We start from the raw sequence: 22,582 nt of genomic DNA, 5'->3' as shown, positions 1-22,582 counted from the left end.
TAAATAGTCAAATTGACTCGATTTTAGCAGGTGAGTATAATAGGAATATTGAGATTGGAAGGAGCAATTAATTGATATGAAACGGATTGCAATTTTTGTGGCGGTAGTGCTTGTTACCTTTGCACTTATCGCTTGGACAAGCCCAAGCTTAGTTTCAAAAGTTAAGCTTGGATTGGATCTGCAGGGTGGTTTTGAAATCCTGTACGTTGCTGAGCCTATTGAGGTTGGAAAGCCGGTAACGCCAGAATCACTTAAGGAAACGGCCAACAGTCTGGCCAAACGGGCAGATGAACAGGGGATTTCTGAGCCTGAAGTAACGACGGAGGGAAAAGACCGAATCCGCGTGCGCTTGGCTGACGTTAAAAATGAAGAAGAGGTTCGGAATGCTATCAAAAAAACGGCCGAGCTAACGTTCCGCGGACCCGATGGGGTCAAGGAAATGCTGGGTAGTGACTTTGTTGAGAATGGGGCGCAGGTAGGCTTCGACCAGTCGAACCGACCGCAAATCAATATTAAAGTCAAGGATCCTGAGAAATTCAGAAAAGTAACAGAGAAGCTAGTTGGTAAGCCGCTTGCCATCTATTTGGATGAGCGCCAGCTGTCCGCACCTACAGTTAATAGTATTATCAGTGACGGAAATGCAACAATCTCTGGTAATTATACGTTTGAAGAGGCTAAGGAATTAGCTTCGACGATTAATTTAGGAGCTTTGCCGCTTAAGCTGACCGAGAAATATACACAGGTCGTTGGAGCATCACTCGGGAAATCATCCTTGGACCAAACGGTGCGAGCCGGATTGATTGGATCGATTCTGATCCTTCTATTTATGGTGATTTTCTATCGTTTGCCTGGTTTTGTAGCTGCAATCTCCATCATCACCTATTCCTGGTTGCTGCTGGTCGTCTTTGACTGGATGAATGCAACACTGACGCTTCCAGGAATCGCTGCCTTCGTGCTTGGGATCGGGATGGCGGTTGATGCGAATATCATTACTTACGAACGCCTCAAGGAAGAAATACGGAGCGGAAAAAGCTTGATGTCCTCACTAAAGTCGGGCTCTAAGCATTCGTTTAGAACGATTATGGACGCGAACATTACAAACCTTATTGCTGCTGCTGTGCTTTACACAGTGGGTAATGGAGCCATCCGTGGGTTTGCACTTACAACAATCATGAGTATTATACTTAGTGTTGTAACGAATATTTTCTTCTCAAGGATGTTATTGTTCTTGTTAATTAAAAGTAATAAGTTTAAAAAACCTTCTTACTATGGCGTAAAGGAGGCGGAAATCCGTGGACTATAGACAACATTTTGATTTTATGAAGCACCGCAATAAATTTTTCGCCGCTTCTGCTTCTCTATTAATGATCGGAATTATCGTAATTGCCTTATTTAGCATGAATTTTGGTGTTGACTTCAAGGCGGGAACAGGACTGGATATTGGGGTAGGCCAAACGGTTACCAAGGAAAAAGCTGAAGAAATTTTTGCGAGTATTGATCTTAAGCCGGCCATAGTGTCGATCGGTGGAAATAATGACCATATTTCTGCTAGGTATGATGCGATCCTGACAGAGGAGCAAATCAAAAAAATCAATACAACCATGGCAGCGACCTTTGGAGCCCAGGTTTCCCAAGAAGTGAACACCGTATCTCCTGATATTGCTGTCGAACTAGGTCTCAAGGCGATTTATGCTGTAGCTATTTCGTGTGTATTTATTTGTATTTATGTAAGCTTGCGGTTTGAATGGCGTTTTGCCGTAGCGGCGATTATTGCTATCTTGCATGATGCTTTAGTCGTTATTGCGATGTTTGCGATATTCCGTTTCGAAGTCAACCTTCCATTCCTCGCGGCGGTGTTGACGACTATAGGGTATTCGATCAATGATAAAATCGTTATTTTTGACCGTGTCCGCGAAAATCTGCGTTTCTCCAAAGTTAAAACAAGCGACGATTTATCGAATTTGTTGAATAATAGTATTTGGCAGACGATGGCAAGGAATATATACACGGTATTAACCGTATTGCTTGCAGCGGGATGCTTGTTCATTTTTGGTAGTGAATCGATTAAACTGTTTGCACTTGCCAAAATTATCGGCTTGGCTTCAGGAGCGTACTCTTCGATTTGTATCGCAAGCCCGTTGTGGTATTTACTGAAAAACAAGTCCTTAAGTTCTAAAACAAGGGCAAATGTAGTAAAAGAATAATAGCCGGCCGCGTGAACAAAGGAACATCCGAAAAAAGTTTTGCAGTTATTATTCGGTGGCTTCCCTACGGTTCCGCGGCTTTTCTATCAATTTTTAGGGAGTGGCTCTTTTGACAGAGGAACGTTTTCATAAAACGGAGTTTGCTTATTGGATTGGCATTGTCGGCAATATCTTTCTGGCAGCCTTAAAAGGTTTATTTGGTTACCTTTCTGGAAGCAAAGCATTGATTGCTGATGCCCTGTATTCACTTTCGGTAGCCGGAAGCTCATTTGCAGTTTTAATAGGCAATCGTGCCACTAAGCATCAACCCGATGAACATCCTCCCAATACACATGGTAAAGCCGAATCGATTGCGGCTATTATCGTGTCGATAGTGTTGCTGATTGTAGGTATTGAGGCTGGGATTTCATCGCTGAAGGCCATTTATTATGGGGTCGATTCTCCTCCGAAAGCCTTTGCACTTATAGCTATAACGATTTCTATTTTAATTAAAGAAGCGATGTTTCAATATAAATATTATTTGGGCAAAAAATTATCCAGCCAAATGATGATGTCTAGTGCGAGAGAGCACCGTAAAGGAATTTTATCATCCTTTATCGTTTTACTTGGTGTTTCTGGAGCATTGCTTGGTAATTACCTGGGAAATATAGCTATGTATATGTTAGATCCATTGGCTGGCTTTATTGTTTCGATGCTTGTTGTTAATATGGGATACCGATTAGTCATGGAGTCGATCCATCAAACCTTTGACCGTGTGCTGCATGATGAGGATGTGGCAGATTTACTTCGTACCGTGCAGGTTGTTAAAGGAGTCATAGCTGTCGATCATTTAAAGGCAAGAGAGCACGGACATTATGTGGTCGTAGATATTAAAATTAGCGTAAACCCGCGTATTAGCGTACTGGAAGGCAATGATATTGCGAAAACCGTGAAACAAATTTTGATGAAAAGACATATTCATGTATCCGATGTAAGTATCCATGTTCATCCATATGATGCCGGTTATCCTTATAAAAACAACGTGGATCCGGAACATGAAACCTTCCCATCCATGTTACATTAATGCTTACGGAGCCAGTTTTGCTACGCAAAACTTTTAGGAGGTAGTCCATGCTTCACTCAAGAGCAAGATGGAACATAAGCGAAGCGGATGAAGTCCAAGTCAATAAGCTCATCCAAGAGCTTAGTGTAGATCCGTTGCTTGCCCGATTGCTAATCGCCCGTGGAATGACTGATATAACTGAGGTGAATGCATTCCTGCAAGAGACAACGGACTCCAATCATGATCCGTTCCTGTTGGATGGAATGGGTGAAGCTGTAGCACGTATACGCTTGGCTTTGGAACAACGCCAAAAAATAAGGATTTACGGCGATTACGATGCCGATGGAGTCAGCAGCACTACCCTTATGGTTCATTTATTAACCCAATTGAATGCTTCCTTCGATTATTACATCCCTCACCGTGTTCATGAGGGCTACGGTTTAAACCTTAAAGCTATGGATCTGGCGCATGAGCAAGGTATCCAGCTTATTATTACTGTAGATACTGGGATCAGTGCTGTAGAGGAGATCGCTCACGCAGTGAAGCTTGGTCTTGATGTGATCGTGACCGATCACCATGAGCCGCCTGAGAGGCTACCGGAAGCCTGTATTATTATTAATCCTAAGCAACCAGGTTGTGGCTATCCCTTCAAACAATTAGCAGGCGTAGGCGTAGCCTTCAAGCTGGCTCAGGCGATGCTGGGTCGTTGGCCTGAGGAGCTGCTGGAATTTGCGGCAATTGGAACCGTTGCCGATTTGATGCCCCTGCTAGACGAGAATCGGATGATCGTTAAGCAAGGTATAAAGCGGATGCGCAGCTCTGCTAATCCTGGAATCAAAGCCCTGTTTCAGGTTGCAGGGATCAATATGCTGGATGTGAACGCTACTCATATCGGCTTCGCATTGGCGCCCCGCATCAATGCGAGCGGACGGCTGGAGAGTGCGGATGCAGCGGTGCAACTGCTGACAACCGATGATGACCAGGAAGCGAGCCGTCTAGCTTTAGAGATGGATCTGTTAAATAAAGAGCGTCAGCGAATTGTCGATGAAATGACGAAGCAAGCGCTCGCCCTAGTAGATCAGAGCAAACCTGAGCCAATGAAGCGTATCCTTGTGTTGGCTGAAGAGGATTGGAATGTTGGGGTTGTAGGTATTGTTGCCTCCAAGCTAGTAGACCGGTTTTACCGACCTACCTTAGTTTTAAGCATCGATAAAGAAACAGGCCTAGCCAAAGGGTCTGCCCGCTCGATTGTTGGTTTTGATCTATTCCAAGCTCTAACCCATTGCCAGGATTTGCTGGATCATTATGGAGGCCACCAAGCGGCGGCTGGAATGACATTGGCAAGGGAGCATTTGCCTGAGCTTGAACGACGGTTAAACCTACTTGCTGAGGAATGGCTTAGCTTAGAGGATTTCACCCCTATTATGCAGGTGGACTTGGTATGCACGCTTGAGGAAATTGCGGTTACTACCGTGCAGCAATTGGAGCTCCTAGGTCCATTTGGGATGGGGAATCCCATGCCCAAAGTGGTTATAGCTGACTCCATCTGCAAGGAGCTTCGCACGATAGGCAAAGAGCAGCAACATATCAAAATTACATTGCGGACAAGCAAGGAAGAGAGCGCTGCTACTTTGGATGCGGTAGGCTTTAATAAAAGCGCGATGATGCCTTGGATATCGTCTACGGCTTCATTAGATGTGCTAGGGGAGCTTTCCATTAATGAGTGGAATGGTGTCCGAAAGCCCCAAGTGATGATTCAGGATATGCGGATCATACACACTCAATTATTCGATTGGCGGGGAGCCGCCAAAATTGAGCTCAAGCTTAGCGAGTTATCCGAGCGCCTGAGTGCCCCAAGCTCAGGAGCCGAAGCGAGGGCGGCGATTTTCATTTTCGAGACACCTGATGCGAAAATGCTGAAGAAGTATGAAAAACAGTTTCCCATATGGACGATGAACCAGGGAAAAGGAAACATTTTCAGCCCTGCTAATATACTTGCGCGTACCCAAAGCCCAGATCTGATTACCGATGTCATCCTATACGATCTTCCTCCCGACATCTTCCTACTGGGCGAAGCGATAAGGGGCGCTAAGGCGCTACAACGCATCTATGCGATATTCCAAAGCAATAAGAGCTCTGAAGGTGCCTTGCCCACGCGGGACATGTTTAAAACGGTATATGGGGCTGTACACAAACAAGCTCCGGCTGGCATGCCTACAGCCTCTTTTACTGAGGAGCTGTCTAAACGCTCGGGCCTTTCTCCGAATCTGATTCAGTTCATGCTCCAAGTGTTTAACGAGCTGGGCCTAGTTGCCCGCACTGAAATCGGCTATAAGCTGGTAAATAATCCAGATAAGAAGGATTTAACCCTTTCTCAGCTCTATCAAAGCCGGCTAAAAAGTGTAGAAGCGGAGCAAACCCTGCTCTACTCCAGCGCCCATGAACTACTTCAATGGCTACTTAGCAACAAACAATCGAACTTATTATTGGAGGAGCAAAATGGATTTTAAATCGTATATACGTGAAATTAATGATTTCCCTGTACCAGGAATCAGCTTTAAGGATATTACCACCCTGCTGCAAAATGGTGCTGTTTATAAAGAAGCGATCAACGAAATGGCACGTCGTCTAAAGGAAGTTGAAATTGATTGTATCGCGGGTCCTGAGGCCAGGGGCTTTGTGATTGGTGCTCCACTGGCCTACGCGCTGGGGGTAGGGTTTATACCGATTCGCAAAAGTGGCAAGCTACCGGGTGAAACGATCGAAGCTGATTATGCACTTGAATATGGTAAAGACAAGCTGGCGATGCATAAGGACGCGATTAAGCTAGGACAAAAGGTACTGATTGCTGACGACCTGCTAGCTACAGGTGGCACGATAGCAACCTCGATTAATTTGATCGAGCAATTAGGTGGAGAAGTAGTCGGAGCTACCTTTTTAATTGAGCTGCTGGAGCTCCGCGGACGTGACAAGCTGGGATCTATTGATATCATCTCGTTAGTTACTTATTAGTCGCTTTTTATGAGCAGCCGTCTATCCGAATTGCGCTTTTTCGACATATAATGTCGAATTGGCGCAAATATATTGACGTATCCCCTCAGAAAAATGCATAATGGACTAAAATCGAATTAAGGGAATGGATAAAACGTGGAGATTGAGCAGCTTCTTGAGAAGGCGTCGGCTTTTATAAAAGAACATGATTTGAAGCGTATTAGGGAAGCTTACGAATTCGCAGAGCAGGCCCATTCGGGGCAAGTCCGCAAATCGGGGGAGCCTTATATTTTGCATCCACTGGCCGTTGCTGATATTTTGGTTAATATGCAAATGGATTCGACTTCAATCATCGCCGCGCTGCTTCACGATGTTGTTGAGGATACAACGGTTTCCTTGGAGATCGTTAACGAGAAATTTGGAAAAACCTGTGCCATGCTAGTGGATGGCTTAACCAAGCTGGAGAAAATTAAATTTAAAAGCAAGGAAGAGCATCAAAACGAAAATTACCGTAAAATGTTTGTAGCGATGGCCCAGGATATCCGTGTTATTTTGATCAAATTGGCAGACCGCCTGCACAATATGCGTACATTGAAATTTCAATCCGAGGAAGCTCAACGGCGAATTGCTGACGAGACCTTAGAAATCTTTTGCCCTATTGCTAACCGGCTCGGAATTTCCGCCATTAAATGGGAAATGGAAGATATCGCACTTCGTTATTTAAATCCCCAGCAGTATTACCGGATCGTAAATTTAATGCAGAAAAAGCGGGTTGAGCGGGAGCAATATATTGAAGATGTTATTACGAATGTTAGCGATAAGCTGTCGGAAATGGGGATTGAACCGGATATTTCGGGGCGCCCCAAGCATATTTATAGCATTTACAAAAAAATGACCGCACGCAATAAACAATTTAACGAAATCTATGATCTGCTGGCGCTTCGGATTATTGTGGATAATATTAAAGATTGCTACGCTACACTAGGTATCATCCACACCCTCTGGAAGCCTATGCCAGGACGGTTTAAGGATTATATTGCTATGCCCAAATCGAATATGTACCAATCGTTGCATACTACGGTAATTGGCCCCAAGGGCGAGCCTCTTGAAGTTCAAATTCGCACAGTCGAAATGCATAAAACCTCAGAATACGGGGTTGCTGCGCATTGGGCTTACAAAGAAGGCAGCGTAGTGCCATCTGGCAGCTTCGAGGATAAAATGAGCTGGTTCCGCGAAATATTAGAGCTGCAAAACGATACTGAGGATGCATCGGAATTTGTTGAGTCTTTAAAGATGGATTTTTTCTCCGATCTTGTATTTGTATTTACGCCTAAAGGCGAGGTTATTGAGCTGCCTGCTGGCTCGGTTCCGCTTGATTTTGCTTACCGAATCCACACAGAGATTGGCAATCGCACCATTGGAGCTAAGGTAAACAGCCGAATCGTCCCATTGGATTACCGCTTGAAAACAGGCGATATTATTGAAATTTTGACCTCCAAGCATTCTTATGGACCAAGCCAGGACTGGATCAAGCTGGCGCAATCCTCACATGCCCGCAGTAAAATACGGCAATGGTTCAAGAAGGAAAAACGCGAAGAAAATGTAGTTAAGGGCAAGGAATTAATCGAGCGTGAGTTAAAACGGCTGGGGATCGATCCACCTACCTTAATGAAGGAAAATGAGCTTATGGAGGCTGCCAAGAAATTTAACTTCCATGAGATTGAAGATATGTTCTCTGCTGTTGGCTTTAGTGGAATTACCGCTGCACAAATTGTCACCAAGCTTACCGAGAAGATGCGCAAGGAAGCTGAGGAAGCCCAGCAGCAAGCCCTTCAGCTTACGAACGAAATCAAGGAAGTGAAAGGGCCTGCGGAGAAGAAAAGCCGCCCAACTCACGGTGTCCGTGTCAAAGGTGTAGATAACCTGCTTGTACGTTTTGCTCGTTGCTGTAACCCAGTGCCAGGTGATGATATTGTTGGTTATGTTACCCGTGGGAGAGGCGTTTCCGTCCATCGTGATGATTGTACGAATATTCCAGCGGTTGATGGCGGTGAGGAAGGCAATCGCTTGATTGATGTGGAATGGGTGGATTCGGTAGAAGCTAACTATAATGTTGAAATTGAGATTGCGGGTCATGACCGCCTTGGATTGTTAAATGAGGTGCTGCAAGCTGTTTCAGAAAGCAAAACGATTATTTCAGCAGTGTCGGGCCGTTCGGACAAAAACAAGATGGCTGTTATCCACATGTCGATTTTAATCCGTAATATCGAGCATCTGCAATCGGTAGTGGAGAAAATTAAGCGAATTCGGGATATTTATTCGGTACAGCGGATTATGCAGACGTAAAGTAAATAAAGATTGAGGTGTGTAAAGTGCGTGTTGTTGTCCAGCGGAGCAAGCAAGCTCGTGTTGATGTAGAGGGGATCACGGTAGCCGAAATCTCGCGGGGCTTGGTGCTGCTAGTAGGTGTGACTCATGAGGATACCGAGCAAGATGCCCGTTATGCCGCTGACAAAATAGCAGGGCTGCGTATTTTCGAGGACGAGACTGGCAAAATGAATTTGTCCATTCTTGAAACAGCAGGGGCTGTCCTGTCGGTGTCGCAATTTACGCTTTATGGCGATTGCCGCAAAGGAAAACGCCCCAATTTTATGGCGGCAGCACGTCCTGAGCAGGCGCTGCCTTTATATGAGCAATTCAATGAGTTTCTTCGAGGGCATGGCTTAAAGGTGGAGGCTGGCGTGTTTGGTGCCATGATGGATGTATCGCTAATCAATGATGGCCCTGTCACGTTGATCATCGATAGCCACTAACGGTTTGCCGCATAAATCCATATGGATTTGGATAAAATAAGCTCTATCAGCCTGCGAGTGAAGTAGCTTGCTTGGCTATTACAACAAGGAGCTTATTCCCTATGCGTAAATCTATCAACCAAAACTTCGTTTATCGTGCTGATCAACAGCTGCTGTCCTGCAGCAAAAGGGAATCGACGGGCATGCTGGCTGCTTCAATAAACGGCAACGAATTTACTTCCGATTTTTCCTCCGTTCAGGAGCAGATGAAGCAGCAGCCCCGAAGGACATACCGTTAAAGAGACTTCGACAATTTACTGTTTATATTCCGTTGTTCCAAAGAAAAATAAGCAAATGCCGCAGGCTATCCTTGCGGTTTTTTCTTTTGTCTGGCCTTGAGCTATGGTACACTTGAGCTAGTTTTTGCAACCTTTCGGCATTTTGCGCGTATTTAACAGGTGCAGACTACATAGAAGAAGTTTATAAAAATGATATTTACGAGGTGTGAAATGGGGAACACGGGTTATTCAACAGGAAATGCACGAGGCTGGATGCTTGTCGTATTTGCAATATTGCTTGTCGCTGTTATAGGAGCAGGTACTTATTTGTATGCCATGAAGAAGTCGATCCATGGCGGGCTTAAGGAGCCGCAGCAATTGACGCAAGTAAATGTGAGCCCAAAAATTAAAGATAGCTATGATGTGATTGTAGTAGGGACGGATCCAGAGGGGCTCGCAGCCGCTATCTCGGCATCACGCAATGGACTCCAAACGCTATTAGTGGACGGCCAGGATCGTGAAATTCTGGGAGGGTTAATGACGATAGGTTGGTTGAATAGCTTGGACATGAACTATGAGCCTAGCAAAGGGCTTTTATCCAACAATGATATTATGAACAAAGGAATATTCAGCGAATGGTACAACCGCATTGAAGGGGATTCCTTCGATGTGATTACGGCAGCGAATGTGTTTGCGGATATGGTAAGCAAGGAAAAAAATATCGATTTACTGCTGAAAACCCAAAAGATTGAACCGCAAATGAGCAAATCGACAGGTGGGCTACCCCGTGTGGCGGGTGTTATAGTGACCAAAGCCGATGGCACTAAACAAACCATACAGGGTAAAGCTGTAATTGATGCTACCCAGGATGGCGATATTGCAGCGGCAGCCGGGGTTCCGTTTACAATCGGACGTGAGGATCTTGCCGATCCGAAAAGCCGGATGGCAGTCACTGCTGTGTTCAGGTTAAACAATATTACTCCTGAACGTTGGGCAAGCTTTGCGGCGCCTATCCAAGCTGAGGATAAAGGCGCAGGCTCTTACGGAATTAATGAAATGAGCCTGTGGGGTTTAACTAAAATGCAGGATTACCCGGCTGTGAATAAAGAGCGGGTGAAAATGCGAGGATTAAACGGTGGACGGCAAAATGATAATACGATGCTCGTTAACGCTTTACAAATATTTGGTGTCGATCCCTTCAACCCTAAGTCACGCCAGGAAGCACTTCAAATCGCCCAGGATGAGCTTCCGCATGTGCTGGCCTATTTAAAAGAGGTGTACCCTGAATTTGAAGGCGTTGAATTAGCAGGAATCGCTCCTGAGCTCTATGTTCGTGAATCCCGCCATATGCAAGGTGAATACCGCTTATCCGTTGTTGATTTGCTTGAAAATCGGGATCAGTGGGACCGCATCGCTTTTGGTGGCTACCCCGTTGATATCCAACGGACAAGCCCACGTGATAATGGTGCAGTTGTAATTGACCCCGAGAAATATGCCGTGCCTTACCGCAGCATTGTGCCGCTTAAGGTGGATGGCTTGCTAGTAGTGGGCAGGGCTGCCAGCTATGATACATTGCCTCACGGAAGCGCGCGGGTAGTGCCGGTTGGCATGGCAGAGGGTGAGGCAGCAGGGGCATCGGTTAAGATAGCTATTGAGCAAAACCTAAGTTTCCGCGAATTATCCGCTTCCAAGGAAGCGATAGCCAAGCTTCAGGCGATGTTGAATAAACAAGGCATGGATTTACAACCATATACAATTAAAGCATCTGCCTTTATGGAGCATAAAGCGTATGAAGGCTTAAAAACAGCTGTTAGCCTTGGGCTTGCAGGCGGTGGCTATAGAAATGAATTTGATCTCGACAAAGTCTCAAATCAGCAGCGTATGGCCAATATTTTGGAGGGCATGCGCAAGTTCAAGCCTGCTGCCATGGCAGGCAGTGCTTTAACAGTCATTGCGAAGGCCAATGAACCTGCAAAATCGCCGATTACGCTCGATCTAGCCGCCCAGATGATTGCTTCCTTGTTAAAGCAGGATGCAACTCCAGCGAATGCACTCAGCGTCCTGCAGGCTAAAGGATTTTTGAGTAAGCAGACATTAGACGGCATAGCCAATAAACAGGAATTAAATAATGGCGATACGTACATGCTGATCCATGATGTATATAAGCAAATAAAAGCGGCAAAATAATAAAAATACGTGCAAAAACATCTTATTTACTTGACTTTGCTAAATTTCGCTATTACAATAATGGTTATTGAACTGGATTATCATTCCGTTGATGGGATCAAGTACTTCGTGATAAGCGCATACCCAGAGAGAGAAGCTCAAGCTGAAAGCTTCTTTATGTGAAACGAACGAACAGACCTCCCGGAGGACAAGCGGGGAACCACAGGCTAGTTAGCCGTGCAGTAGCCGATTTGCGTAGGCGGGCGTTAACCGCATTTGAGTGTGCAATTGAATGTACAAAGCTTTACCGGTTATGCAATCGGTACATGAGCTGTGAAATTCATTTGCAAATCGTGGGTGGTACCGCGGGATGACTTCGTAACCTAAGTCTCTCGTCCCTGACAATTAATGTCGGGGGCGGGGGCTTTTTTGATTTCCGTTCATCCCTCACAACAGGAAGGAGTTAGGATATGAGCATTCAAAAGCCAAAGGGGACACAGGATTTACTTCCTGGAGAAATCGAAAAATGGCAGTATGTAGAAGCCAAAGCACGTGAGCTATGTAAAAGATTTAATTATCGTGAAATTCGCACACCCATTTTCGAGAATACGGAGCTATTCCAGCGTGGTGTCGGCGAAACAACCGATATCGTAGAAAAGGAAATGTATACCTTCGAAGCCAAAGGTGACCGAAATAAGCCACTTAGCTTTAGCTTAAGGCCCGAAGGAACAGCTGGCGTTGTTCGTGCCTATGTAGAAAACAAAATATATGGCGAGCCAGACATCAGCAAATTGTTTTATATCGGACCTATGTTCCGTTATGAACAGCCACAGGCCGGGAGGTATCGCCAGTTTCACCAATTCGGTATTGAGGCCTTTGGCTCGGTCGACCCGAGTATCGATGCAGAGGTCATTGCACTTGGCTATACCTTTTACAGTGAGCTGGGCATCCAAAATGTAACTGTTGATATCAACTCGGTGGGAACTCCCGCTTGCCGTGATATTTACAAGCAGAAGCTCAAGGAATTTTTTACTCCAGTTAAAGACCAATTATGCTCGGACTGTCAATCCCGTTTTGACCGTAATCCCATGCGTATTTTGGACTGTAAGAAAGACCAAAAGTTGGGTGAAGGCGCTCCAACGATTTTGGAATATTTGGATGAAGAATGTACCGTGCATTTTGCCGCAGTCCAAGAGCATCTTCGCGCCATGAATATTCCATTCCAAATAAATCCTCGTTTAGTCCGTGGACTGGATTATTACACGCACACAGCCTTTGAGTATAAAGCGGCAGGAATCGGCGCTATTGACACGATTGGCGGTGGTGGGCGCTACAATGGCCTCGTAGGGCAGATTGCTGGGGGCAACAACGACCAGCCGGGAGTTGGGCTAGGTCTTGGCTTGGAGCGTACGCTGCTGATCCTGCAGGCGCAAAATGTCGAACTTCCGTCCGAGAAGCTGCTTGATGTGTATTTGATTGGCTTAGGCGAGGCAGCAGAGAAGGAAGTGACGAAGCAGCTACAGTTGCTTCGTTTGGCTGGCGTGAAGGCGGAGAAGGATTACCTGGGCCGCAAAATCAAGGCGCAGATGAAGTCGGCTGACCGCTACAAGGCAACATTTGTCGCCATACTTGGTGATGACGAGCTGTCGCGCGGCGAAATCACAGTAAAATCCATGGCGAATGGCGAGCAACAGACGATGTTGTTAGAGCAATTGGTCACAGGGATGCTGGAAAAAATATAGGTAACGGTGAATTAGAAAACATGAAGCATTAAACGCAAACAAGAGGCTAGAAAATTGCAAGTAACCTTTGGAGGTAGATGGAACCATGTTATTAAAAACACATCATTGTGGATCATTAACAAAAGCAAATGTAGGAGAGACCGTTGTTCTTAACGGCTGGGTTCAAAGAAGACGTGATTTAGGCGGCGTATTGTTTATCGATTTACGGGACCGCAGCGGCTTGGTACAAACCGTATTTAACCCCGATTTTTCGGGTGAAGCCTTGACGATCGCTGACCGTGCCCGCAATGAATTTGTGCTGGCTGTAAGCGGCAAAGTAGTGGAAAGAGATGCAGCTACGGTTAATGCAAACCTGAAAACAGGAGAAATTGAAATTCAAGTTACGCAAATTGAAGTTTTAAATGCTGCCAAAAACCCGCCGTTTTTCATCGAGGACGGCATTGAGATTGACGAGTCTTTACGTTTAAAATATCGTTATCTGGATCTTCGCCGTCCAGAAATGCAGCGCACGCTAATGCTTCGTTCCAAGGCAGCCAAAGTATTTCGTGATTTCTTAGATGAAAATGATTTCCTTGAAATCGAAACGCCTATCCTGACTAAAAGCACACCGGAAGGCGCTCGTGACTATCTAGTGCCAAGCCGTGTACATCCAGGCGAGTTTTTCGCTTTACCACAATCGCCACAAATTTTCAAACAATTGCTGATGGTAAGTGGCTTGGAGCGTTATTACCAAATCGCCCGCTGTTTCCGTGATGAAGATTTGCGTTCTGACCGCCAGCCTGAATTCACTCAAGTGGACATCGAAACCTCTTTCATGTCGCAGGATCAATTACTGGAGATGATGGAAGAGCTTACCGTCAAATTAATTAAAGTAACAACTGGCACCGAGCTTGTACGTCCGTTCCAAAGAATCAGCTATGCCGATGCGATGGGCAAATACGGCTCCGATAAGCCGGACTTGCGTTTTGGACTTGAGCTTGAGGATGTATCGGATATCGTCGTAAGCTCAGGTGTGAAGGTTTTCGCATCTGTTGTTGAAAAAGGCGGCCAAGTTAAAGCATTAAACGCCAAAGGCTGTGGAAGCTGGAGCCGTAAGGAAATCGACGAGCTTGGTGTTTATGCCGGACGTTATGGCGCCAAAGGCCTGGCTTGGATTGTTTTAAAAGAGGGCGAAATGAAAGGCCCTATCGTTAAATTTTTCTCCGAGCAAGAGCTTGCCGTATTAAAAGAGCGTCTAGGCGCTGAAGAGGGAGATTTGCTGTTATTCTCGGCAGATACCAAAAAAGTCGTTGCTGATGTGCTAGGTGCCTTGCGTTTGAAAATTGGGCGCGACCTGGGCTTGATCAACGAGAACGAATTCAAATTTGCTTGGGTCATGGACTTTCCATTGCTCGGTTATGATGAGGATGCCAAACGTTATGTTGCCGAGCACCATCCGTTCACCCGTCCGAACGAAGAAGATATGCATTTCTTCGACACAGATCCGGGCCAAATCAGGGCGCAAGCTTATGACCTTGTTTTAAACGGCTACGAAGTTGGCGGCGGCTCCATGCGTATCTACAAACGCGAAGTTCAAGAGCAAATGTTCCAGGCACTTGGTTTCAGCAAAGAAGAAGCCCAAGAGAAATTTGGCTTCCTGATGGAAGCTTTCGAATATGGTACACCTCCACATGGCGGCATCGCTTTTGGCTTCGACCGTCTGGTCATGCTTATCGCGAAACGCAGCAACCTGCGTGAAGTCATCGCATTCCCTAAAACTGCCAGCGCTACTGATTTGCTGACAGACGCTCCAGGAACCGTAGACGATAAACAGCTAGAACAGCTGTCAATCCGCCTGGCTCCCAAGCAGCCGACCACTAAGTAAGTTAGATCCAGTTCAAGCTGGTCCCAACGGGACGAGGCGAATCGAGCCGAAGCAGCTGAAGTGGTTTTGGTCTGCCGCCCATCCATTCAGGGAGTCCAGAGGGCAACGCCCTCCCAAGCCCTCCATAGGGAGGCTTTGGGAGGGTAATTTTTAACGGAGGTGATACCCATAATGTTACACCAGTTTTCACGAACGGAGCTGGCTATCGGCCCTGAAGGCTTGGAAACGATGCGCAATAGCTGCGTAGCGGTTCTTGGCATAGGTGGCGTTGGTGGTATGGCTGCGGAAGCACTAGCCCGCACAGGGATAGGACGGCTGATCCTAATTGATAAGGATGTTGTCGATATTACCAATATTAACCGTCAGGTTCATGCGTTGATGTCGACAGTAGGACAACCCAAGGCTGACCTGATGCGCGACCGGATTTTGCAAATAAACCCGGAATGTGATGTCGTCTCACTCCGGATGTTTTATACAGAGGAAACCTATGAACAGCTTTTTGCTTATCCATTGGATTATGTGTTGGACGCTTCTGATACAATCAGCTATAAAATCCATTTGATCAAACAATGCCTAGAGCGTAATATCCCAATCATCTCAAGTATGGGCGCGGCTAACAAAATGGATCCTACCAAGTTCCAGGTAGCGGATATTTCCAAAACCTCGATGGACCCCTTGGCAAGGGTGATCAGAACCAAGCTGCGTAAAGAAGGAATCAAAAAGGGTGTAAAGGTCGTTTTCTCGACAGAGAAGCCAATGAAGCCCCGAGAAGACGTCACACAGCGGATTGTGCCTGAGAATGCCCCTGAGATCCGCAAGGCGCAGCAGCCACCAGCCAGCAATGCTTTCGTGCCACCTGTAGCAGGATTGATTGCTGTTAGTGTAGTTATTAAAGATCTGCTGGAAAAAGCGAATCCAGGCCAGCAGACTGTATGACGGTTGGGATTCTGCCAACATTTTGCACGATTAGGTGCCTCAAATAACTCTTGGGAATGAAATGAAGCGCTCAATTAGGGTGTCCGTCCAGAGAGTCTAAATTTGGCAACCACCAATCTTGTCCCTTATAATGTAAAGCATAGGGTTATCTCCTAAGGTAATGGAGATCATTCCTATGCTTTTTTATATGAATAATTAATTTGTATTTTGGGGTCTACGTCACGCCAAAATCAGCGCTTGACGATGTTAATAGGTAGATCAGTTAGACGAGCATGAAAGATGGATTAAGATCAATATCAGATTTGTCATTATAGCGCATGCCTGAAGAACCCATCGAACCCAAAGCCAAGCGTGTCCCGATGGGACGAAAGCGCCACAAGGACACGCATCCATGCTAACAGAGAGGGAGTCCAGCGGGCAGCGCCCCTCGGAGCCCTCCCTATAGGGAGGGCTTGGGAGGGTAAATTCTACGAAGGATTGTGACAAACCATGGATTTATTCACATTAGCAGAAGAGCAAAACCCGAAAGGCAAGCTATTAGCAGACCGGATGCGTCCGGTTACTTTAAATGAATATATTGGGCAAGAGCAGATTGTAGGCCCAGGAAAGCTACTGCGGCGAGCAATTGAAGCCGACCAAGTGTCTTCGCTATTGCTGTATGGACCACCAGGTACAGGAAAAACGACATTAGCCAACATTATCTCCCATGCTACCAAAGGCACATTTATTAAGTTAAATGCGGTCGACGCAACGGTTAAGGATGTACGCGATGTCATCGAGCAGGCCAAAAACAACAAAGCGCTTTACGGTCGCAAAACGATCCTTTTTCTCGATGAGGTCCATCGCTTCAACACTTCACGGCAGGATGCCCTCCTGCCAGCTGTAGAGCAGGGCATCATCGTGTTGATCGGTGCGACAACAGAGAACCCGTTCCACCATGTGAACGGGGCTCTGCTATCGCGCTCCACGCTCTTTGAGCTGCAGGCGCTGACGCACGAGCATTCGCTCATCGCGTTGCGCCGCGCCCTTGCCGACCCCGAGCGCGGGCTCGGCTCGCTGCCGCTTGCAGCGGCAGAAGACGCGCTCGCGCACATTGCGCGCATGGCTGGCGGAGATATCCGCCGCGCGCTGAATGCGCTAGAGCTCGCTGCGCTGACCACCCCGCCGGACGCCAGCGGGGTGGTGCACATTACGCTGGAGGTCGCCGAGGAGTCCATCCGGCGACCCACCGTCAAAGCCGACGAGTCGACGCAGTACGACGTCCTCTCGGCATTTCACAAGAGCGTCCGCGGCTCCAGTGACGCGGCGCTGTTCTGGTTCCTTTATGCCGTTGAGAAGCTTGGCATGGATCCCATGACCTTTCTGCGGCGCCTTATCGTCGCTTGCAGCGAGGATATCGGCCTCGCCAACCCGCAGGCGATGGTGCAGTCGGTGACTGCAATGGACGCTTACCACAAGATCGGCTGGCCCGAGTCGAAATATGTGATTGCGCAAGCGATCCTTTTTGCAGTAGAAAGCCCCAAGTCGAATGCGATTCCGACAACCATTGCCAAGATCATGAATGCGTTCGATCGGCTCGGTGCCGCCGAGGTTCCCTTACATTTACGCGATGCCCACTACAAGGGATCGGAGAAGCTTGGGCATGTTGGTTATCAATATCCGCATAACTTCCCTGGGCACTATGTAGACCAGCAGTATTTACCGGAAAAGCTGCAGGAGCAAATTTTCTATGAAGCGACTGAACAGGGCATGGAAGATAAAATAAGGCAAAATCAAGAGCGACGAAATGGGCAAAAACAGCGAAAATCGCGATAATAGGTCAGGCAGGTTCATTTTAAGCCTATTTCAGGCTTTTTCTCAGTATAAAACCTAGCCATTCATGCTTTTTTATCGAATAGGTTAATTTTTAAGCATAGCTTGAAGTTTGACTGTATATTTTAATCATATATAATTTAATATAGGTGTACAAAAGTTGCTAACTTACGTTTAACCAGTGCCACTCTTGCCCGCACACAAATGAAAGTTTTGCGAATTTATTAAATATAGGGTTTATAATGCTTCACATCATAGAATTAAATGCTTGAAAAAGTAGTTAACCAACGCTTGAAAAATTGAGAATTTAGGGGAGGTGTACCTATTCATCTCAACTTGAGGAGAATAGGAAATTAATTGAGTAGTGACCCGTTACCGATACTTTGGAGTTTTTGTTTGGTTATGTTGTTGGTATTCTTAAATGGCTTTTTTGTGGCAGCAGAGTTTGCAATGGTTAAAGTCCGTGTCAGCCGACTTGATGTGCTGGCTAAGGAAGGCAACCGCAATGCCAAGTTTGCGCAAATCATCATGAGAAACCTCAACGGGTACTTATCGGCTTGCCAATTGGGCATTACACTGGCGTCGTTGGCGCTGGGCTGGATTGGTGAACCCGCGGTAGCTAAACTGCTTCAACCGGTTCTACAGCCGCTACACATACCAGAGACCATCCAACACACGATCTCCTTCATTATCGCGTTTTCTCTCATTACGGCCTTCCATATTACGCTCGGCGAGCAATTTCCCAAAACATACGCCATTCGGATGCCAGAGAAGATTACTATGATTGTGGCAATGCCACTCATTGTGTTTTACAAAGTCATGTATCCTTTTATTTGGTTTTTGAACGGCAGCTCCAATTGGATGCTGCGCAAATCTGGTGTGGAACCAACAGATGAGCATGAATCGGCGCATACGGAGCAAGAAATTCGCGGTTTGATGAAAGAAAGCAACAAGAGTGGCCTCATTAATAATGCGGAACTAACATTGATGGACAATATTTTTGATTTTTCGGAAACCAATGCTCGGGAAATCATGATCCCTCGTACGGAGATGGTTTGTTTATATGCAAACCTGTCATACGAAGAGAATCGGCAAATTGCTGTAACCGAGATGCACACCCGTTATCCCGTCTGTGATCCCGATAAGGATAATACAATCGGTTTTGTGCATATCAAAGACTTGCTAAAGTCAGACCGTGGAATAGGCAATATCAAAAAAATCATACGCCCGATCACCAAGGTACCGGAATCGATGCAAATTAGCGCGTTGTTAAAGCTGATGCAAAAAAGAAAAACGCAAATGGCTCTTCTGATTGATGAGTACGGCGGTACATCAGGCTTGGTAACTTTTGAAGATATTATTGAAGAAATCGTGGGCGAGGTCCAAGATGAATTTGATGAAGAACGGCCGCAAATCGAAAAGCGTGACGAATCGACCCACTCCATTGATGGGCGCATGCTGATTGAAGAAGTGAACAGCTACTTTGGAATCGAAATTGAATCTGATGATTATGATACCATTGGCGGCTGGATTTATGCGCAGGTAGAAATGCCTCCAAAGAGAAACCAGCGTATCGATTACAATGATGAATTTGAATTTGTTATTGATGAGACTGACCATTTGCGAATTTCGCGGATTCTGGTCATTAAACGAAGTGAGGAAGAGGAACAAGAGGTTTCTCTACCGATGAGCGTTTAAAAGCTCCCGATTGGCTTGTCCATATTGTAAGTATTGAAAAAAGCGGATACCCATACAGACCTACCTTCTGACTAAGAAGGGGCTGTACCGGGTATCCGCTTTTTGGTGTTTTCCATCCTTAACGGATGATTTGATCAATGATGCCTCCGCCCAAACAAACCTCACCATCATAAAATACGACAGATTGTCCGGGTGTGACCGCCTTTTGGGGTTTGTCGAACGTAACCTCACAGGTTCCTTCACTTGCGTTAAAAGTAACGCTGACCCCTTGGTCAGGCTGGCGATAGCGGAACTTGGCTGTGCAGCGATAAGGCTGCTCTGGTAAATCGCCGCTAATCCAATTCAAATCAGTAGCTCGCAGCCCAAGGGAGTAGAGGCTTGGATGCTGCTCTCCTTGAACGACAACCAGCACGTTGCTGTCGAGCTTCTTGCCAGATACGAACCATGGCTCGCCGCTGCCGGAGCCTCCACCAATGCCAAGGCCTTGTCGTTGGCCAAGCGTATAGTACATGAGCCCATCATGGCGCCCTTTAACCTCGCCCTCCATGGTTTGCATTTCTCCCGGATTAGCTGGCAGGTAGCCGCTAAGAAACTCTTTAAAATCACGTTCGCCAATGAAACATACGCCTGTGCTATCCTTTTTCTTCGCCGTGGCCAGACCGGCGCGTTCGGCAATAGCCCGAACCTCCGGCTTCGGCAAATGGCCAATTGGAAACATGGCTTTGGACAGCTGATATTGGTTGAGCGCATTTAAAAAATAGGTTTGGTCTTTGTTCGCATCAACGCCGCGCCGCAAACGGTGGATTCCGTCAATATGGTCGACTTGGGCATAATGGCCAGTTGCAATATAATCAGCACCAAGCTCAAGCGCCTTGTTCAGAAACTCCCCGAATTTGATTTCGCGGTTGCACATCACATCAGGGTTAGGTGTCCGCCCCTTGCGATATTCATCCAAAAAATATTGAAAAACCTTGTCCATGTATGGCTTTTCGAAATTTACGGTATAATAAGGGATACCTATTTGGTCACATACTCGGCGCACATCTTCAGCATCCTCTTCAGCGGTACAGTGGCCCCATTCGTCGGTATCATCCCAGTTTTTCATAAATACGCCTATAACTTCATAACCTTGCTCCTTCAATAAAAGCGCTGAAACCGAGGAATCAACACCACCCGACATCCCTAGCACTACCCTTGTTTGCTTATTCATTGCGTTTTGACCTCTCCTTGCTGAATCACATATACCTTTTATTATACCTTGATTACATCAAATAATAAAATATTTCATCATTATGTCACGGTTTTTCTCCCCAAATACAAGGATTTATGATAACATATAAACAATATACATTTGTAATGAATAGCAAAAGAGGTGCTCGATTGAAGATTTCTACCAAAGGCCGATATGGTTTAACGATTATGATGGAATTGGCAACTAAGTACGGAGAAGGGCCGACCTCTTTAAAAAGTATCGCTGAAAAGCATCAGCTTTCTGAGCATTATTTGGAGCAATTGGTAGCTCCCTTGCGTAACGCAGGATTAGTAAAAAGCGTTCGAGGAGCTTATGGCGGCTATATTTTATCGAAGCTTGCAGAGGAGATCACTGCAGGTGATGTGATTCGTGTGCTTGAAGGTCCGATCAGTCCAGTCGATTTTACTGAAGAGGATGATCCAGCCAAACGTGATCTGTGGGTACGTATTCGTGATAGTATCGCGGATGTATTGGATTCCACGACATTAAAGGATTTGATCAGCTTTAAAGGTGAAGGTTTAGATGACAGTTATATGTTTTACATTTAATTTAGTTTAAGATAACGGAGCGATTATGACTATCTATTTCGACCATGCTGCAACAACCCCACTTCATCCAGAAGTTCTAGAAGTTATGCTTCCTATTTACACACAAAGTTATGGTAATGCCTCCAGCACGCACAGCGCAGGTAGAGAAGCGCGTTCTATTGTTCAACGTTCAAGAGAATCGATGGCTTCTTTACTAGGCTGCGTACCCACGCAGCTTGTTTTTACGAGTGGAGGTACAGAAAGTAACAATATGGCTATACTCGGAATAGCTGCTGCTAGGGCTTCCAAGGGTAAACATATCATTACGGTGCAAACGGAGCATCACGCGGTCCTAGATACTTGCCAGCATTTGGAGACTAAGGGCTACGAGGTTACTTATTTACCCGTAGATCCTACTGGGCAAATCCATATGGATCAGTTAGAGCAAGCTATTCGACCAGATACGATTCTTATTAGTGTGATGTACGGTAATAACGAGGTTGGCACGCTACAGCCGATTATCCAGATCGGGAGCTTGGCACGCAGCCATGGTATTTGTTTTCATGTGGATGCTGTGCAGGCATTAGGCTCGTTAACTTCTGATCTAAGTACATTGCCAGTTGATCTAATGAGTTTTTCTGCGCATAAGATCCAAGGACCCAAAGGAATGGGCGCACTCTATATGGGGAAGCAGATTCTCTTAGAACCGATTTTGCATGGTGGAAACCAAGAAAAGCAACATCGTGCTGGAACCGAAAATGTGCCCGGAATTGCAGGCTTTGCCAAAGCTTTACAAATTTTTTGCAGCCATAGGTATGAAATGCAACAAAAGATGGAAAAACTACGTATAGAGATGATAACAGCACTCGAGAAGCAATTGGGGCCAGAGCAGTTCATTATTAACGGTCACCCCACGGAGAGGCTTCCGCATATTCTGAATATAAGTTTTCCAGGCGTGTCCACGGAAACGATGTTAATGAGCTTGGACTTGGAGGGTGTTGCTGCTGCGAGTGGCTCGGCTTGTAGCTCAGGGTCGATTGAGATCTCTCATGTGCTTCAGGCCATGCACCTGCCCGAAAAGGTGATGTCATCTGCGATACGATTCAGCTTTGGTGCAGGGAGTAGCTTGCAGGAAGTTATGGCTTGTACAGATAAAATTGTAACCATTGTAAATCGAATACGTAAAAGATAGTAAGCCAACATCAAGGAGCAATCCCATGGTGGGTAAATGGCTGGTATTCAATTTTAAAACAAATGTCAATTCACAGCTTTTTTCTG

Annotated in this window: 18 protein-coding genes; 17 read left to right on the top strand and 1 reads right to left on the bottom strand. The window is 46.0% G+C overall.

Annotation, left to right across the window (positions count from 1 at the left end):
- The first annotated feature begins 76 nt into the window (after window positions 1–76).
- From secD to G9U52_RS09395, 15 genes are all read left to right on the top strand, one after another.
- Entirely contained in the window at window positions 77–1,303 is a 1,227-nt protein-coding gene (gene secD / locus G9U52_RS39870; protein WP_243767237.1) for a protein translocase subunit SecD, read from the top strand.
- Window positions 1,293–2,204 (top strand): protein translocase subunit SecF, encoded by a 912-nt coding sequence (gene secF / locus G9U52_RS39865; RefSeq protein ID WP_311764837.1) that lies wholly within the window; start codon window positions 1,293–1,295, stop codon window positions 2,202–2,204. The genes secD and secF overlap by 11 nt, the downstream gene beginning before the upstream one ends.
- Window positions 2,205–2,304: 100 nt before the next feature.
- The gene (locus tag G9U52_RS09450; RefSeq protein ID WP_311764836.1) at window positions 2,305–3,267 is read left to right on the top strand and encodes a cation diffusion facilitator family transporter; all 963 of its coding nucleotides are present in this window, start codon (window positions 2,305–2,307) and stop codon (window positions 3,265–3,267) included.
- 47 nt (window positions 3,268–3,314) lie between these two features.
- Window positions 3,315–5,756: a single-stranded-DNA-specific exonuclease RecJ gene (gene recJ, locus G9U52_RS09445; RefSeq protein WP_166148723.1), complete on the top strand. Its 2,442-nt coding sequence runs from the start codon at window positions 3,315–3,317 to the stop codon at window positions 5,754–5,756.
- Complete coding sequence (locus G9U52_RS09440; RefSeq protein WP_166148721.1) at window positions 5,746–6,258, top strand: adenine phosphoribosyltransferase; 513 nt, start codon at window positions 5,746–5,748, stop codon at window positions 6,256–6,258. The genes recJ and G9U52_RS09440 overlap by 11 nt, the downstream gene beginning before the upstream one ends.
- Window positions 6,259–6,393: 135 nt before the next feature.
- Entirely contained in the window at window positions 6,394–8,583 is a 2,190-nt protein-coding gene (locus G9U52_RS09435; protein WP_166148719.1) for a RelA/SpoT family protein, read from the top strand.
- A 26-nt stretch (window positions 8,584–8,609) separates the two neighbouring features.
- The gene (dtd, locus tag G9U52_RS09430; RefSeq protein WP_166148717.1) at window positions 8,610–9,050 is read left to right on the top strand and encodes a D-aminoacyl-tRNA deacylase; all 441 of its coding nucleotides are present in this window, start codon (window positions 8,610–8,612) and stop codon (window positions 9,048–9,050) included.
- Window positions 9,051–9,151: 101 nt separating this feature from the next.
- The gene (locus G9U52_RS09425) at window positions 9,152–9,328 is read left to right on the top strand and encodes a hypothetical protein (RefSeq protein ID WP_166148715.1); all 177 of its coding nucleotides are present in this window, start codon (window positions 9,152–9,154) and stop codon (window positions 9,326–9,328) included.
- Between the two features lie 210 nt (window positions 9,329–9,538).
- On the top strand, window positions 9,539–11,494 hold the full coding sequence (locus tag G9U52_RS09420) for an FAD-dependent oxidoreductase (protein ID WP_166148712.1): 1,956 nt from the start codon (window positions 9,539–9,541) through the stop codon (window positions 11,492–11,494).
- 158 nt (window positions 11,495–11,652) lie between these two features.
- Window positions 11,653–11,847 carry a hypothetical protein gene (locus tag G9U52_RS39200; protein ID WP_207952874.1) on the top strand — a complete coding sequence of 65 codons (195 nt, stop codon included), beginning with the start codon at window positions 11,653–11,655 and terminating at the stop codon, window positions 11,845–11,847.
- Between the two features lie 96 nt (window positions 11,848–11,943).
- Entirely contained in the window at window positions 11,944–13,215 is a 1,272-nt protein-coding gene (gene hisS, locus G9U52_RS09415; protein WP_166148709.1) for a histidine--tRNA ligase, read from the top strand.
- An 85-nt stretch (window positions 13,216–13,300) separates the two neighbouring features.
- Entirely contained in the window at window positions 13,301–15,079 is a 1,779-nt protein-coding gene (aspS, locus tag G9U52_RS09410) for an aspartate--tRNA ligase (protein WP_166148706.1), read from the top strand.
- 171 nt (window positions 15,080–15,250) lie between these two features.
- A complete protein-coding gene (locus tag G9U52_RS09405) occupies window positions 15,251–16,015 on the top strand; it encodes a tRNA threonylcarbamoyladenosine dehydratase (protein ID WP_166148704.1) in 765 nt (254 codons plus the stop codon).
- Window positions 16,016–16,504: 489 nt separating this feature from the next.
- Complete coding sequence (locus G9U52_RS09400; protein WP_166148702.1) at window positions 16,505–17,830, top strand: replication-associated recombination protein A; 1,326 nt, start codon at window positions 16,505–16,507, stop codon at window positions 17,828–17,830.
- A 399-nt stretch (window positions 17,831–18,229) separates the two neighbouring features.
- Window positions 18,230–19,525, top strand: coding sequence for a hemolysin family protein (locus G9U52_RS09395; protein WP_166148700.1), 1,296 nt, complete (start codon window positions 18,230–18,232; stop codon window positions 19,523–19,525).
- A 118-nt stretch (window positions 19,526–19,643) separates the two neighbouring features.
- On the opposite strand, the gene mnmA is transcribed toward G9U52_RS09395, so the two are convergent.
- Window positions 19,644–20,735, bottom strand: a complete 1,092-nt coding sequence (mnmA, locus tag G9U52_RS09390; protein WP_166148698.1) for a tRNA 2-thiouridine(34) synthase MnmA — start codon at window positions 20,733–20,735, stop codon at window positions 19,644–19,646.
- A gap of 170 nt (window positions 20,736–20,905) precedes the next feature.
- On the opposite strand from mnmA, the gene cymR reads away from it, so the two are divergent.
- Window positions 20,906–21,325: a cysteine metabolism transcriptional regulator CymR gene (gene cymR / locus G9U52_RS09385; protein WP_166148696.1), complete on the top strand. Its 420-nt coding sequence runs from the start codon at window positions 20,906–20,908 to the stop codon at window positions 21,323–21,325.
- 22 nt (window positions 21,326–21,347) lie between these two features.
- Window positions 21,348–22,496 carry a cysteine desulfurase family protein gene (locus G9U52_RS09380; RefSeq protein ID WP_311764848.1) on the top strand — a complete coding sequence of 383 codons (1,149 nt, stop codon included), beginning with the start codon at window positions 21,348–21,350 and terminating at the stop codon, window positions 22,494–22,496.
- The last annotated feature ends 86 nt before the right edge of the window (window positions 22,497–22,582 follow it).

It is taken from the genome of Paenibacillus agricola (assembly GCF_011440305.1).
Classification (GTDB): Bacteria; Bacillota; Bacilli; order Paenibacillales; family NBRC-103111; genus Paenibacillus_S; species Paenibacillus_S agricola.
The sequence above is the reverse complement of the archived record's forward strand: the minus strand, read 5'-3'. Positions and strand labels throughout refer to the sequence as shown.